This is a genomic window from Mycobacterium sp. NGS22 (assembly GCF_059813095.1).
The window spans coordinates 162,054-176,240 of record NZ_JCALDY010000008.1; the positions used below are offsets into that span (position 1 = coordinate 162,054).

Below are 14,187 nucleotides of genomic sequence, written 5' to 3' on the forward strand. Positions count from 1 at the left end.
GCCGCTCCGCACGACTACACCACCGACGCGCATGCAAGGAGGTGAAGCCTGACCGGGCCGATATGGATGGCAATGCCTCCGGAGGTGCATTCGGCCCTGTTGAGCGCCGGGCAGGGACCGGGACCGCTGCTCGCCGCCGCAGCGCAATGGCACGAGCTCGGCATCCACTACCGCGACGCGGCCGCCGAGCTGAGCCTGCTGCTCGCCGACGTCCAGTCCGGTAGCTGGCAGGGCAGCAGCGCCGAGAAGTACGTGACGGCGCACGGCCCCTACCTGGCCTGGCTGGAGCAGGTCGCGGTCGACAGCACCGTCTCCGCCGCTCAGCACGAGACGGCGGCGGCCGCATACACCAGCGCACTCGCCGCGATGCCGACCTTGCCGGAGCTGGCCGCCAACCACGTCGTCCACGGGGTCCTGGTGGCCACCAACTTCTTCGGCATCAACACCATTCCCATCGCCCTCAACGAGGCCGACTACACCCGGATGTGGATTCAGGCTGCCGAGACGATGGCGGCCTATCAGGTGACGACCGAGGCGGCGACGGCCGCCATGCCCGTCACCCAGCCGGCGCCACCCATCCATACCGCTGAGAGCTCTTCGGACGTGGCCGGTTCGATCACCCAGATCTTCACGGAACTGACCGAACTCATTGCCGACCCGTACGCGTACTTTCTGCAGTTCTTCCAGCAACTCGGATTCAGTCCCGCGACCACCGTCGTACTGGCCGTGATCGCGCTGCTGTTGTACGACATCCTCTGGTACCCGTACTACGCCTCGTATGCGCTGTTGCTGCTTCCGTTCTTCACACCGGCTCTCAGTGCGCTGAGCGCGTTGAATGTGTTGTGGCAGTTGCTGAATGGCTGGCCGTCGGTGGGACTGCTTCCGGTCCCCGTGGTGGCCGGCGAGGCCCATCGGGGTGTCTCGGAGATTCCTGTCGCGGTGGCGCCGGTCCCCTCGATCGTTACCGGTATGGGAGCGCAGGTGGCCAGTCCCGCGCCCGCCGCGTCCGCCCCGGCGCCATCCGTCGGCACCGCTTCGGCGCCCGGAATCGGTTACGCCGTCATGGGTTTCGCGCCGCCGGGGGTCAGCTCAGGGCCGAAGGTCGGCGCGAAGTCGCCGGACACCGTGGCTGACGGGATCGACGCCGCGGCGGCGGCGCGGGCGACTCCGGCCCGCCTCCGGGACCGTCGGCAACGACGGGCCAGCACCGGTGTGCGCGGTTACCGGGACGAATTCCTCGACGCCACCATGGACGGGCCAATACCCGCCGCCAGCGACACGGAACCGTCCTACACCGCCAGCGGGCACGGGTCCGGCCCACTCGGCTTCGCCGGCACCGTACCGACCGCTGCGAGCGTCCCGTCCGGACTGGTCGGGCAGATGGGCGAGGGCGTAGCGGTGCCGTTGCTTCCAGCGACGTGGCCCGATGACGCTCACACCGCGCCGGGGCGGCGCTGATGCTCCAAGAATCCGCCAAGAATCTCTTGAGAATCCTCGGAGTGATCGATGGCAGTCTCATTTTTCATCGGAAGCCAATGGGGGCGGAAGTGAAATCACTCGAACGTTATCCAGGAGGTCGATTCCCGCTGGCTGAGGAAACCGAAACACAACGTTCTGTTCGACAATCGACAAAGGAAACCAAATGACGCTCAACGTCAAAGGCGAGGGACTCGGTGCACAGGTCACCGGACTCGATCCCTCGAATTTGGAACACCTCACCACCGAAGAACTGCGAGAGATCGTCTACACGCACAAGCTCGTCGTTCTCAAAGATGTGCACCCGACTCCGGAGCAGTTCATTCAGCTCGGTCGGCTGGTGGGAGAAATCGTGCCCTATTACGAGCCGGTCTACCATCACAAAGACCATCACGAGATCTTCGTTTCGTCCACCGAGCAGGGTCAAGGAGTACCGAAAACCGGCGCTTTCTGGCACATCGACTACATGTTCATGCCGGAGCCGTTCGCCTTCTCGATGGTGCTCCCGCTCACGGTGCCCGGACACGACCGCGGCACCTACTTCATCGACCTGAACCGGGTCTGGGAGTCGTTGCCGGCCGCCAAGCAGGACCCGGTGCGCGGCACATTCAGCACTCATGATCCACGGCGCCACATCAAGATTCGTCCCAGCGATGTCTACAAGCCCATCGGGGAAGTGTGGGACGAGATTAACCGGACCACGCCGCCGATCAAGTGGCCGACGGTGATCAGGCACCCGCACACCGGGCAGGAGATTCTCTACATCTGCGCGACAGGGACCACCAAGATCGAGGACACAGAGGGGAATGTCCTCGACCCGGCGATATTGCAAGAACTAATGGAGGCGACCGGTCAACTCGACACCGAATACAAATCGCCTTTCATTCACACCCAGCACTACGAGGTCGGCGACATCATTTTGTGGGACAACCGTGTTCTCATGCACCGTGCAAAGCACGGTACCGCCGCCGGCCATTTGACCACCCACCGGCTGACCATGTTGGACGGCCTTATCACACCAGGATATGCAGTATGACTACCATCACGTTATCTCCGTACACCCAACCGGTTGAATTCACCGACATCGGCGACACCGCGCCGATCGAAGAGCACCTGCTCGCTCGGGTCCTGGAACCCTATGCCTACAAGGGCTGCCGCTATTTGAAGGACGCGAGTTACAAGGCGACCGCCGATTCGGTCCTCGCATACGGGAACTTCAGTATCAGCGACCCCGCCTACATTCGCAGCACCGGGCATTTCAATGCCGTCGAACTCATCATCTGCTTCAACCAACTCGCCTACAGCGCTTTCGCGCCGGCCATTCTCAACGAGGAGATCCCGGTGCTGCGAGGCTGGTCGATCGCCGACTATTTCGACCTGCAGTTGCCCAGCATGCTGATCAAGAACACCTCGTCGCGGTTCAAGAGGATCATCCACGCGCAGAAGTTCTCCGCACGCTTGCTGTGCCAGAATTTCAAGGTCATGGAACGGTCGATGCGCTATCTGTCGGTCCCCTGCACCATCGAGTTCTGGGACGAGTTCGGCGGTGCTGCGACCGCTGAGGTCGAGCTGGCCGCACTCAACATTCCGTAAGTCCGGCAGGAGAGCACTTCACGTCATGTCTCAGTTACCAAACACCGTGCTGGAGCGGGTTTTTCAGCAGGCCCGACAGCGGCCAGGGGCCATTGCCCTGCACCGCTGCGACGGCAGCAGCTCGCTCCGGTACGGCGAACTCGTCACCGAAGTGGATCGGCTGGCGGCGGCTCTTCGCGCGCAGTCGATTTCGCGCGGATCGCGGGTGCTCGTCATTTCCGACAACGGACCCGAGACCTACCTGTCGGTGTTGGCTTGCGCCAGGCTCGGTGCGATTGCGGTGATGGCCGACGGCAACCTGCCGCCGGCGACGATCGAACGGTTCGGCCAGATCACCACGCCGGGTGCGATTCTCGTCGCGCCCGGAAGCCGGATCGCGGCTTCGGTGCTGCCGGCGGGCCTGCAGTCGATACTGGCGACGAGGGTCGACGTCAGCGCCGGCGTGACGGGCGCCGCCGAAGTGACCGAGGTCGGCGACGTCGACCAAGACGCCGAGGATCCGCTGGCGATGATCTTCACCAGCGGAACGACCGGCGAGCCCAAAGCCGTGCTGCTGGCCAATCGCACCTTCTTCGCCATCCCGGACATCCTGCGCGAAACCGGATTGGACTGGGTCAGCTGGGTGGACGGGGAGACGACCTATTCCCCGCTGCCCGCAACGCACATCGGCGGGCTGTGGTGGATCTTCACCTGCCTGATGCGCGGCGGCGCGTGTGTCACCGGCGGGGAGAACACGACCTCCCTGATGGAGATCCTGAACACCAACGAGGTTGCGACCACCTGCCTGGTGCCCACCCTGCTGTCCAAACTGGTCGCCGAACTGAAGTCCAGCGACGACAAAATTCCGTCGCTGCGCCTGGTCGGCTACGGCGGGTCCCGGGCGATCGCGGCCGACGTGCGCTTCATCGAGGCCACCGGCGTCCGCACCGCACAGGTCTACGGTCTGAGCGAAACAGGTTGCACCGCACTATGTCTGCCCACCGACAATGGGTCGATCGCCAAGATCGAGGCGGGCGCGGTGGGCCGTCCGTACCCTGGCGTCGAGTTCTATCTGGCCGGCCCGGACGGCGCTACCCCGACCGCCCCGGACGCTGCGCCGTCGGCCTCCTTCGGCACCCTGTGGATCAAGTCGCCGGCAAACATGTTGGGGTACTGGAACAATCCCGAACGCACCAGCGAGGTGCTGGTCGACGGCTGGGTCAACACCGGTGATCTGCTCGAGCGCCACGAGGACGGCTTCTTCTACATCAAGGGAAGGTCGTCGGAGATGTTCATCTCCGGTGGCGTGAACGTCGCGCCCGACGAGGTGGACCGGATCGCCGAAGGTGTGCCCGGCGTGCGGGAGGCCGCCTGCTACGAGATCCCGGACGCCGAGTTCGGGGCACTGGTCGGACTCGCCGTCGTCCCCGCGACCGAGCTGGATGAACTCGGGGGCCGCAAACTCAAGCAAGCGATTGCCGCGCACTTCCGCGAGCAGTCGGAGTCGGCGGCGCGGCCTGCGGCCATCGTGATCGTCACCGAGATCCCGCGCACCCAGTCCGGCAAGGTCATGCGTGCCTCGCTGGCCGCCACGGTGAGCGGCGACAGAGTAGGAGTGAGTGCTCATGGTTGAGACGACGAGGGAACGAATCCTGGCCGCTGTCTGCGACGTGCTGTACATCGACGAAACCGACCTGATGGACGGCGACGCCACCGATCTCAGAGATCTCGGTCTGGACTCCGTGCGGTTCGTCCTGCTGATGAAGAAGCTCGGCGTGGACCGGGAATCCGATCTGCCGTCCCGATTGGCCGAGAACCTGTCGATCGCGGGCTGGGTCCGGGAGCTGGAGTACTCGAGTGAGCCGGCTTGAAAACGGTTGTGCTGACGCGGTTCCGCTGAGCCGATCACAACGCAACCTCTACAACGGGGTGGTGCAGGACGGCGACCCGACGCTGTACCTGATCGGGAAGCAATACCGCTTCCGCCCGCTCCCACTGCCCCGTTTCATGACCGCCCTGCAGGCCTCGGTGCTGGAAAACCCGGTGCAACTGTGCGTCCTGGAACCGGGTGACGACTATCCGGAACTGGTGGCGCGGTTGTCATTCGACGACATCGTGCGGGTGCGTTCGGGTGAGTGTGATCATGCCGAGGAGGAGCTGACGCGCGAGTGGTCCGCCGGCATCCTCGGTGTGCCGCTGGTGCGCTACACCGTCTGGACCGACGAGCACGGCGACGTGACCGGCATGGACGTCCACTCCCACCACATCGTCGTCGACGGCGGCGCCACCGGAATCGTCGAGGCGGACCTGGCGCGGCATCTCGCGGCCGGAGATGAAGTCGAAGTGCCCAGTGTCGCAACGGGTGTGGCCCGACTGGCCCGAGCGCACCGACGCGAAGACGCCAAGGTCGAAGAGTCGCTGCAGCGAGTGGCGCCCGCCGTGCAGCGTGAGCTCGCCGACGAAGCGCGACTGGGCGCACCCGGTCAGACCGCCCAGAGCACCCCGGGCTCCGCCGCCAGAGGTGTCCTGCGGGAATCGGTGACGATCTCCGGCGACGCCTTCGACGCGATCCTGGCCCTGGCGGAGGACAAGCAGGTCCCGCTCAATGTGCTGGTGGCAACGGCGGCCACGGCAGTGCACGCAAGCCTGCGGCAGAGTACCGAGTGCCTGCTGGTCCATGCCGTGGACAACCGGTTCGGCGACCCGGAACTGAATGTCGCGACCTGCCTGGTCAATTCGCTGGCGCACTCCGTCCGATTCCCGCCCTTCGCGTCGGTACAGGACGTGGTTCGCGCTCTCGACCGGGGTTATGTCAAGGCGGTCCGACGTCGATGGCTGCGTGAAGAACACTTCCGCCGTATGTATTTGGCGATCAACCGGACGTCGCACGTCGAGGCGTTGACGCTCAACTTCATCCGCGAGGCGTGCGCGCCGGCCCTGCGCCCGTTCCTGTCCGAGGCACCGACAGCGACGGCAATCGGTCCCGTCGAGGGCATGACCGTGGCGAGCGTGCTGGACGAAGAGCGGCGCACCCTCGACCTCGCCATCTGGGACCGGGCGGATCTGCCTGGGACCAAGACACCGATAGCGGCACGGATCGCCACGGCGCTGGAATCGATGGCGACCCGATGGGAGCAGCCGATCGCCACGATCGCCGAAGAATGGTTGGTGGCGGGCCCAGACGGGGCGCTCACTCCGGACGGTGGGCTGATGCGGACGCCTCCGCCGCCGGTGCCGGCCTGGTTCGTGGGCGCCGGCGTCGCCGACATCCTGCAGACCCGGCCGTTCGTGCACCGCTGGGTTGCGTGGCTGGCGCAGAACGCCGGTGCACCCGGTGCGATGCTGGTCTTCACCGATGACGACGGTGACAAGACGATCGATCTGATGATCGCCTGTCACCTGGCCGGTTTCGCGTACAGCGTCTGCGACCGCCCCGACGACGTTGCGGCGCGGGTGACCGCAATCGGCGAGCACGGTGCTGATCTGACCGCGCACGCCCTCGACGTCACTGCGGCAGACCTTCCCGCGGTCCTCGACGATGCGCTCCGCGACCTCGCCGACGCGCGTATCGCGCAGGTGACCGCCGACGAGTCCCTCGCCGGCCAAACCGCTTACATCATGCCGACATCGGGGTCCACCGGACAGCCGAAGCTGGTCCGGGTGTCGCACGGCTCGCTCGCGCTGTTCTGCCACGCGGCCGGCAGCGCCTACGGGTGGGGACCGCAGGACACCATCCTGCAGTGCGCTCCGTTGACGTCCGACATCAGCGTCGAGGAGATTTTCGGTGCCGCCCTGTGCGGCTCGCGGCTCGTCCGGACCACCGCCATGAAAACAGGTGACTTCGGCGCTCTGACAAAGGAATTCGGCGTCACCGGTGCGACGGTCGTCGACCTGCCGACCGCCGTCTGGCACCTGCTGTGTGAGGACGGCGACGCGATCGCGGAGATGCGCCACTCCGATCTCCGGCAGATCGTCGTCGGCGGTGAAGCCATCCGCCCGGGCGCCGTCGACAAGTGGATCGAATCGGGCGCGGCACAACGGATCTCACTCGTCTCGAGCTACGGCCCCACCGAGACAACCGTCGTCGCCACCTATGTGCCGGGTATTTGCGACCAGGCACCCGACGCCCGGCTCAGGGTGGGTCGTCCCATCGTGCCGGGCAGCGTGTTCGTTGCCTTCGGTGAAATCGTCATCGTCGGCGACCTGGTCTCCGCGGGCTATCTCGGCACCGACGACCGCGCCTTCGGTACCGTGACCGCCGGCGACGGTTCGACATACCGCGCGTTTGCCACCGCCGACCGGGTAACCGTTGACGCCGAAGGGTTTCCGATCTTCTCCGGACGCAAAGACGCCGTGGTGAAGATCTCCGGCAGGCGTGTCGACATCGCGGAAGTGACCAGGCGCATCGCCGAAGACCCCGCAGTGTCCGACGTCGCCGTCGAGTTGCACAACGGCGGCCTCGGCGTGTGGTTCGAGACGGCGCGGACCCGGAAAGGCGTCGAGGACGCCGCGGCGGCCACCCGCATCAGGCTGATCCTGGTGAGCTCGGGGGTGTCCTCGTTCTTCGTCGTCGGGGTGCCCAACGTTCCCCGCAAGCCCAACGGCAAGGTGGACAGCGACACCTTACGGACGCTGCCGCAGTTCGTGGAGACGAAGCTCGACGACGCCGATACCGATGACCGGGCTGCCGCGCTCGCTCAGATCTGGAGCCACCGACTCGGCACGGCGCTGCGCGCGGACTCGTCGCTGCTGGGCGAGGGAATCGGCTCCCTGGACCTCATCCGGATCCTGCCGGACAGCCGAAAGTTCTTGCGGCGCCAGGTCACCATTTTCGATCTGATCAGTGCCGACACCGCCGCCAACCTGGTCGCCGACGCCGCGTCCACCGGTGGGTGGATGGACGCCGACACCGCCGCCGAAATACAGCGCGACCTCGACGCGCTTTCGCGGCAACTGCCCGCGGGGGACGGCCGGCGAACCGACGCGGACGGCGCGATCGTCGTGCTGGGCGCGTCGGGAATACTGGGCACCGGCTTCGCCGCGGCGATACTGGACCTGAAGCGATCCGGAGTTCGCTCTCCCGACGTCGTCTTGGCGACCAGGTCGGCACTGCCTGAAGAGGGGCCGTGGGGTGCGCTGCGATCCACCGACGGGGTACGGATCGAACGACTTTCGGCCGACTTCGGTGGACCAGAGCTGGATGCGTTGCTGCGCGACACCGCCGCCGGGACCGTCATCAACTGCATCGGCAACACCAACGTGCTCGTCCCGTATCGCGAACTACGCACGGCCAACGTGGATTTGGTCTCGGCGCTGGTGGAGGCGTGTGTCGAGCGCGGTGCGAGGCTGGTGCATCTGTCGACGTTCGTCGTCGATGCGGAAGTCACCGCGGCTCGGGTCACCGATCCCCGCTGCGCACCGTATCCGTATGCGGCGTCCAAGTCGCTGGCGGAGCTGATCGTCGCCGGCGCCCCACCTGCATTGGACTTCAGCATCGTGCGCCTTCCCCGGGTGCTCGGTGAGGACTACCAGCTGCGCGACTCCGCCGACGTCCTGGTGTCGGTCGTCGACGCCTGCCACGCGGTGCAGGCCTATCCCGCCCTGACCTTGACCGAAGAGGTGACCACCGGCCACGGCGCGGCGAGCGCGATCCTGGGCATCGTGCCGGAACTGGGCGGGGCCCCAGAGTTAGGGCGGAACATCACCGTATTGCGCAGTGAGACAATAAAATACACGAAGCTGCTCGACGAGTTCGCGCTCGACGAACTCGACGTCGCCGAGTGGAAACACCGGTTGGACCACAGCGACTGGGCGCGCCGGAATCCGCGCAGATGGTCGGTGGTGGATGGCTGGGTGAGCCTGGGCATGACCGTCGGCGCACGCACGTACGCGGAGTTCCTGGCGGACTACCCGACGATTCCGCTCGGGATCGAACCGGTCACCGAACTCGACGCGCCGGCACAGCCGATTTCGAGCCTGCTCGCGCACGGATGTGACTCGACGTCAACCCTGCACTGACAGCGCGGCGAACACGATCGCCATGCCGGCCGCTGTCGTCGCCTGCACGGCGCTGGCTAACCGCTTGCGGCGCAGGCGTGTTCCCCGGCGGCGCCGCAGCGTGAGGAACCGGTAACCCCAGACGCAGGCGGCAACCACGAAGACCGCAACCCATATCCAGTTCGCCATGCCGACCCAGCCCACGGGTGCCAAGCTTGCGGGTTCGGCCATCTCCATTCCCGGCATCGAGACATCCGGTGTCGCGTGCGGATTACCCGGAGTCAGGTGGCCACCCATTACCGCATACATCCACGCCATCGCCAGCATCTTCACCGCGTGATAGCTCCGCAACAGCCGGGTCGCTATCGCGCGGGCGGCGAGGACGGCCGTCATCACGAACCACCCGGCGGCCGCCAGGAAGAAGAGTTCGGCCGGCGTCGCGGGCAGCTGCAGGCCCTGCGGCCACGCCATCACCACCATCGCGACCGCCATCGCGAGATGCAGTGCGAGGCCGATCTTCGCGGTCCAGGATCGCCGGTCGGTGGCGACCGCGACACCCACCGCGCTCAGCAGGAACAGGGCGGTGACCGCCCAGCGCAACGGCAGGTCCTCGATCATTCCCCGCAGACTATGCGGTCGCACCGACGAACCGGCGAAAGTGCCGCCGTAAGCTGCAGGGGTGGAGACCGACGAGCTGAGCGCAGCCGCGACGTCGCCCGCGCGAGGGTTTCGCGGGCGGACCGCGTTGTTGCTCGGTGCGGTCGTGACCGTCGCAGTCGCAGTCGCCGGCTATGGACTGATCGCGGGGCCGCGGCACTATGCCGCCGCCGGAAATGGGTTCCCCGGCGCCTTCGTCAGCGCCGCCGAGCCGCTCGGGTACTTCGTCGCGTCGATGCTGGGCGCCTTGTGTCTGGGCGCGTTGCTATTGGTCGCCGTGACGTCGCGGCCAGCACCGGACGGGCTGCTGGATCCGGCGGCATTCCGGATTCATCTTGTGGCCGAACGGGTTTCACTCTGGTGGCCGGTGACCGCCGCACTGATGGTGGTCGTGCAGGCCGCGCACGACACCGGCGCGCGGCCAGACGTGCTGTTGGGCAGGGGCATGCTGCTCGACGCCGTCGGCCTCTCCGAAGCGGCACGGGCCTGGATTGTCGTGCTGGTCTGCTCGGTGCCGGTCGCGATCACCCTGCGTTTCAGCACCCGGTGGCTCAGTCACGTCGTGCTGTTGATACCCACGGTGCTCGCCGTCGTCGCGACCGCGGTGACCGGCAACGCGGGGCAGGGTCCCGATCACGACTACGCGACCAGCGCGGCCATCGTCTTCGCGGTTGCGCTGGCTGCGTTGACCGGACTGGCGGCGGTGGCGGCGCTGCTCGGCGTGCCGCCCACGCGTCGGGTGCTGGTGCTGCGGGTCGTCTGCGGCGCGCTGGTCCTGGCGTACGGGACGGTGCTGCTGTACCTGCTGATCCCCGGTTGGGCCCTGGACTCCGAGTTCGCCCGTCTGGGTCTCGTGGCCGCCGTCCTGGTGGTGTTGGTGTGGTCGGCGGACTTGGGAAGCTGCCTGCGGTCGCAGCGACACGTGGTCGACGGCGCGGTCTCAGGACTGGTCATGACGGTGGTCATGGCAGCGGTCTCGCTGATGGCCGTACAGACCGCGCCCCGGTTGCTGACGCACGACTTCACCGGCTGGGACGTTTTTCTGGGTTACCAACTGACGCGGCCGCCGTCCGTCCTGGGCGTGCTGAGCTTCTGGCGTTTCGACGGACTGATCGGCACGGCCGGTGTCGTGCTGGCGATCGCGTACACAGCCGGCTTCCTCGGGTTGCGCCGCCAGGGCAACTCGTGGCCGGTCGGTCGGCTGGTGGCGTGGCTGAGTGGTTGTGCCGCTTTGGTTTTCACCAGCAGTTCGGGGCTGCGGGCGTACGGGTCGGCGATGTTCAGTATCCACATGGCCGAACACATGATCTTGAACATGTTCATCCCGGTGTTGCTGGTGCTGGGCGGCCCGGTGACGCTGGCGCTGCGAGTGCTGCGGCCGGCCGGCGACGGCAGGCCGCCGGGGCCGCGGGAATGGCTGACCTGGTTGTTGCACTCCCGAGTGACGAAGTTCTTCTCCCACCCCGTGGTGGCCTTCCTGCTTTTCGTGGGCTCGCCCTACGTCGTCTACTTCACGCCGCTGTTCGACACACTGGTCCGTTACCACTGGGGCCACGAGTTCATGGCGGTCCATTTCCTGTTGGTCGGCTATCTCTTCTACTGGGCGATCATCGGCATCGATCCCGGACCGCGCCGACTGCCCTACCCGGGGCGCATCGGTTTGCTGTTCGCGGTCATGCCGTTCCACGCGTTCTTCGGGATCGCGTTGATGACGATGACGTCGCCGGTCGGCGAAATGTTCTACCGGTCGGTGAATCTGCCGTGGCTGTCCGACCTACTGGCCGATCAGCACCTCGGTGGGGGAATCGCTTGGAGCCTCACCGAAGTGCCGGTGGTCATCGTCATCGTCGCGCTGGTGACGCAGTGGGCCCGGCAGGACCGTAAGGTGGCGAATCGCGCCGACCGCCACGCCGACAGCGACTATGCCGACGACGATCTGGCGGCCTACAACGCGATGCTGCGCGAGTTGGCGCGGATGCGGCGCTAACCGCGGCGCTAGCCCAGCACGGTGAAGTTGCCCTCGCCCCTCAGCGCCGCCTGAACCTGTTCCCGGGTGAGCTCGACGTCGGTCGAAACGCGCACTGCGGACGTGCCTTCGGAGTTCAGATCGACGCTGACCGCGCTCACCGGCCGCAACGCCGTCAGCGCGGTGGTGATGGTTTGTACGCAACCCTGGCAATGCAGTCCGTCGACCGAGAATGTCTGTTCAGTCATGGTGAATAATCATACTGGCGGCCAAAGTTGCGCAGCCGCAGGCTGTTTGACACGACGAAGAACGACGAGAACGCCATCGCGGCGCCCGCGATCAGCGGATTGAGCAGGCCGGCGGCAGCCACCGGGATGGCCGCGACGTTGTAGCCGAACGCCCAGATCATGTTCAACCGGATGGTGCGCAACGTGGCGCGCGCCAGGTCCAGCGACTGCGGAACGATGCTGAGATCGTCGCGCACCAAAATGATGTCGGCCGCGCCGATCGCGACGTCGGTACCCCGTCCGATGGCCAATCCCAGATCGGCACAAGCCAATGCCGGACCGTCGTTGATGCCGTCGCCGACCATCGCGACGGTCTTGCCTTGCTCGCGCAGTCGCTCGATCACGTCGACCTTGCCCTGCGGCAGCACCTCGGCGACCACGGTGTCGATGCCGACCCGGGCGGCGATCGCCTCGGCCGCCGCTTTGTTGTCGCCGGTGAGCAACACCGTGTGCAGCCCGCGCCGGTGCAACGCGGCCACCGCATCGGCCGCTGAGTCCTTGACGGTGTCCGAAATCGCCAGCGCCGCGCACACCGTGCCGTCGACCGAGACGAAAACGACTGTCTCACCGCGTGACTCGCCGTCCAGCCGCGCGGAGTCCAGCGCGTCGTCGCACGGTGACATCCGGGTGATCCAGGACGGCTTACCCACTTCGACCCGGCGACCGTCCACGATGCCCGAAACGCCACAGCCGGGAATCGCTGCGAAATCCTTGACCGGCAACGGATTCGGCGAAGCGGCCACGATCGCCGCCGCGATCGCATGCTCCGAGGCGGCTTCCACGGCCGATGCCAGCGCCAACACGTCGTCGCGACCGAACCCCTCGACAGTCGTCACGGAACTCACCGTCAGCCGCCCGACCGTCAAGGTGCCGGTCTTGTCGAACACCACCGTGTCGACGCCGCGGACGGTCTCCAGTGCGCGGTGACCCTTGATGAAGATCCCGAGTTGGGCGCCCCGCCCGGACGCCACCATCATCGCCGTCGGGGTCGCCAGACCCAGCGCGCAGGGACACGCGATCACCAACACCCCGAGCAGCACCGAGAAGGCGCGGTCCGGCCCGGCGCCGGCGGCCAGCCAGACCGCCCCGGCCGTCAACGCGATCGCGAACACCACCGGGACGAACACCGCCGCAATACGGTCGGCGAGGCGCTGGGCGCCCGCCTTCTCCGCCTGCGCTTCCTCGACCAGCCGGACCATCGCGGCGAACTGGGTGTCGGCGCCGACCGCGGTCGCCTCGATGATCAGCCGGCCGTCGAGGACGACGGTGCCGCCGACCACGGCTGCTTCCGGATACGCGCGCACGGGTTTGGCTTCCCCGGTCATCGCGCTGGTGTCGACGGCCGCGGTCCCCTCGACGACGACACCGTCCGCGGCGATGGTCTGTCCCGGTCGGGTCACGAAGCGCTGCCGCTTCTTGAGTTCCGCGGCGGGGATCACCAGCTCGGCCCCGTCGGGCAGCAGGACCGTGACGTTCTTGGCACCCAACGCCGCCAGGGCACGCAGCGCGCCGCCGGCCTTGGACTTGGCACGCGCCTCGAAATACCGTCCCGCCAGCACGAACACCGTGACGCCGGCGGCGACCTCGAGGTAGATCGCGTCGCTGTGCAGAATCGCCTGCCAGATCCCGTGCGTTTCCCGCGGCGGTGCCGGCCGGAACACCGTCGCCAACGACCACACCGTGGCGGCCACGATGCCGACCGAGATCAACGTCTCCATCGAGGCCGTCCGATGCCGCGCGTTGCGCAACGCGACGGAGTGGAACGGCCACGCCGCCCAGGTCACGATCGGTGCCGCCAGCGCGGCCAGCACGAATCCCCAGCCGGGGAACCGGGCGCTGGGCACGATCGCCAACATGCTGGACAGGTCGGCCAGCGGCACGAACAGCACCGCGGCGATCAGCAGCCGCCGCAGCAGGCCGCGCGCGTGGGCGGCGTCCGGGTCGACCGCGTCAGCGTCCGGGACGGCGGACTCGTCGTGCGGGGCCGCCCGATAACCGGCTTCCTGCACCGCCGCACAGAGGTCATCGTCGGCGACGTCGAGGGCGTCGACGGTGGCGACGCGGGTGGCGAAGTTCACCGAGGCGCGCACCCCGGGGATCTTGTTGAGCTTGGTCTCGACCCGGGCGGCGCACGCCGCACAGGACATGCCGGACACGTCGAGCCGGACCCGACGCGCCCGCGCAGAGTCCTGCACAACGGGAGTCGCCATCCACGCCAGCGTACAAGCGCAG

Annotated in this window: 10 protein-coding genes; 7 read left to right on the top strand and 3 right to left on the bottom strand. The window is 67.0% G+C overall.

Annotated elements, in window-relative coordinates; all coding sequences use genetic code 11:
• Positions 1 to 66 precede the first annotated feature (66 nt).
• The 6 genes from AC5Y47_RS10220 to AC5Y47_RS10245 all read left to right on the top strand — a co-directional run bounded on the left by AC5Y47_RS10220 (position 67) and on the right by AC5Y47_RS10245 (position 9,066).
• Positions 67 to 1,458, top strand: coding sequence for a PPE domain-containing protein (locus tag AC5Y47_RS10220; RefSeq protein WP_499943835.1), 1,392 nt, complete (start codon positions 67 to 69; stop codon positions 1,456 to 1,458).
• A 184-nt stretch (positions 1,459 to 1,642) separates the two neighbouring features.
• On the top strand, positions 1,643 to 2,512 hold the full coding sequence (scoE, locus tag AC5Y47_RS10225; protein WP_499943836.1) for a (3R)-3-[(carboxymethyl)amino]fatty acid oxygenase/decarboxylase: 870 nt from the start codon (positions 1,643 to 1,645) through the stop codon (positions 2,510 to 2,512).
• Positions 2,509 to 3,069: an FcoT family thioesterase gene (locus tag AC5Y47_RS10230; protein ID WP_499943837.1), complete on the top strand. Its 561-nt coding sequence runs from the start codon at positions 2,509 to 2,511 to the stop codon at positions 3,067 to 3,069. The genes scoE and AC5Y47_RS10230 overlap by 4 nt, the downstream gene beginning before the upstream one ends.
• A 25-nt stretch (positions 3,070 to 3,094) precedes the next feature.
• Positions 3,095 to 4,681, top strand: coding sequence for a fatty acid--CoA ligase FadD10 (gene fadD10, locus AC5Y47_RS10235; protein WP_499943838.1), 1,587 nt, complete (start codon positions 3,095 to 3,097; stop codon positions 4,679 to 4,681).
• Entirely contained in the window at positions 4,674 to 4,919 is a 246-nt protein-coding gene (gene mmaB, locus AC5Y47_RS10240; protein WP_499943839.1) for an acyl carrier protein MmaB, read from the top strand. Before fadD10 ends, mmaB begins: the two co-directional genes overlap by 8 nt.
• Entirely contained in the window at positions 4,906 to 9,066 is a 4,161-nt protein-coding gene (locus AC5Y47_RS10245; RefSeq protein WP_499943840.1) for an AMP-binding protein, read from the top strand. Before mmaB ends, AC5Y47_RS10245 begins: the two co-directional genes overlap by 14 nt.
• On the opposite strand, the gene AC5Y47_RS10250 is transcribed toward AC5Y47_RS10245, so the two are convergent.
• Positions 9,052 to 9,663, bottom strand: coding sequence for a DUF5134 domain-containing protein (locus tag AC5Y47_RS10250; protein WP_499943841.1), 612 nt, complete (start codon positions 9,661 to 9,663; stop codon positions 9,052 to 9,054). The genes AC5Y47_RS10245 and AC5Y47_RS10250 overlap by 15 nt on opposite strands.
• Before the next feature lie 61 nt (positions 9,664 to 9,724).
• Between AC5Y47_RS10250 and AC5Y47_RS10255 the strand changes: the two genes are divergently transcribed.
• Complete coding sequence (locus AC5Y47_RS10255; protein ID WP_499943842.1) at positions 9,725 to 11,689, top strand: cytochrome c oxidase assembly protein; 1,965 nt, start codon at positions 9,725 to 9,727, stop codon at positions 11,687 to 11,689.
• 8 nt (positions 11,690 to 11,697) lie between these two features.
• Here AC5Y47_RS10255 and AC5Y47_RS10260 read toward each other — a convergent pair whose 3' ends face one another.
• Positions 11,698 to 11,916 carry a heavy-metal-associated domain-containing protein gene (locus tag AC5Y47_RS10260; protein ID WP_499943843.1) on the bottom strand — a complete coding sequence of 73 codons (219 nt, stop codon included), beginning with the start codon at positions 11,914 to 11,916 and terminating at the stop codon, positions 11,698 to 11,700.
• Entirely contained in the window at positions 11,913 to 14,165 is a 2,253-nt protein-coding gene (locus AC5Y47_RS10265; protein WP_499943844.1) for a heavy metal translocating P-type ATPase, read from the bottom strand. The genes AC5Y47_RS10260 and AC5Y47_RS10265 overlap by 4 nt, the downstream gene beginning before the upstream one ends.
• Between the last annotated feature and the right edge of the window lie 22 nt (positions 14,166 to 14,187).

Bases quoted from the DNA above. Each gene is read 5' to 3' on its own strand.
- AC5Y47_RS10220 (WP_499943835.1), top strand. From the start codon at position 67: ATGGCAATGCCTCCGGAGGTGCATTCGGCCCTGTTGAGCGCCGGGCAG.
- scoE (WP_499943836.1), top strand. From the start codon at position 1,643: ATGACGCTCAACGTCAAAGGCGAGGGACTCGGTGCACAGGTCACCGGA.
- AC5Y47_RS10230 (WP_499943837.1), top strand. From the start codon at position 2,509: ATGACTACCATCACGTTATCTCCGTACACCCAACCGGTTGAATTCACC.
- fadD10 (WP_499943838.1), top strand. From the start codon at position 3,095: ATGTCTCAGTTACCAAACACCGTGCTGGAGCGGGTTTTTCAGCAGGCC.
- mmaB (WP_499943839.1), top strand. From the start codon at position 4,674: ATGGTTGAGACGACGAGGGAACGAATCCTGGCCGCTGTCTGCGACGTG.
- AC5Y47_RS10250 (WP_499943841.1), bottom strand. From the start codon at position 9,663: ATGATCGAGGACCTGCCGTTGCGCTGGGCGGTCACCGCCCTGTTCCTG.
- AC5Y47_RS10260 (WP_499943843.1), bottom strand. From the start codon at position 11,916: ATGACTGAACAGACATTCTCGGTCGACGGACTGCATTGCCAGGGTTGC.
- AC5Y47_RS10265 (WP_499943844.1), bottom strand. From the start codon at position 14,165: ATGGCGACTCCCGTTGTGCAGGACTCTGCGCGGGCGCGTCGGGTCCGG.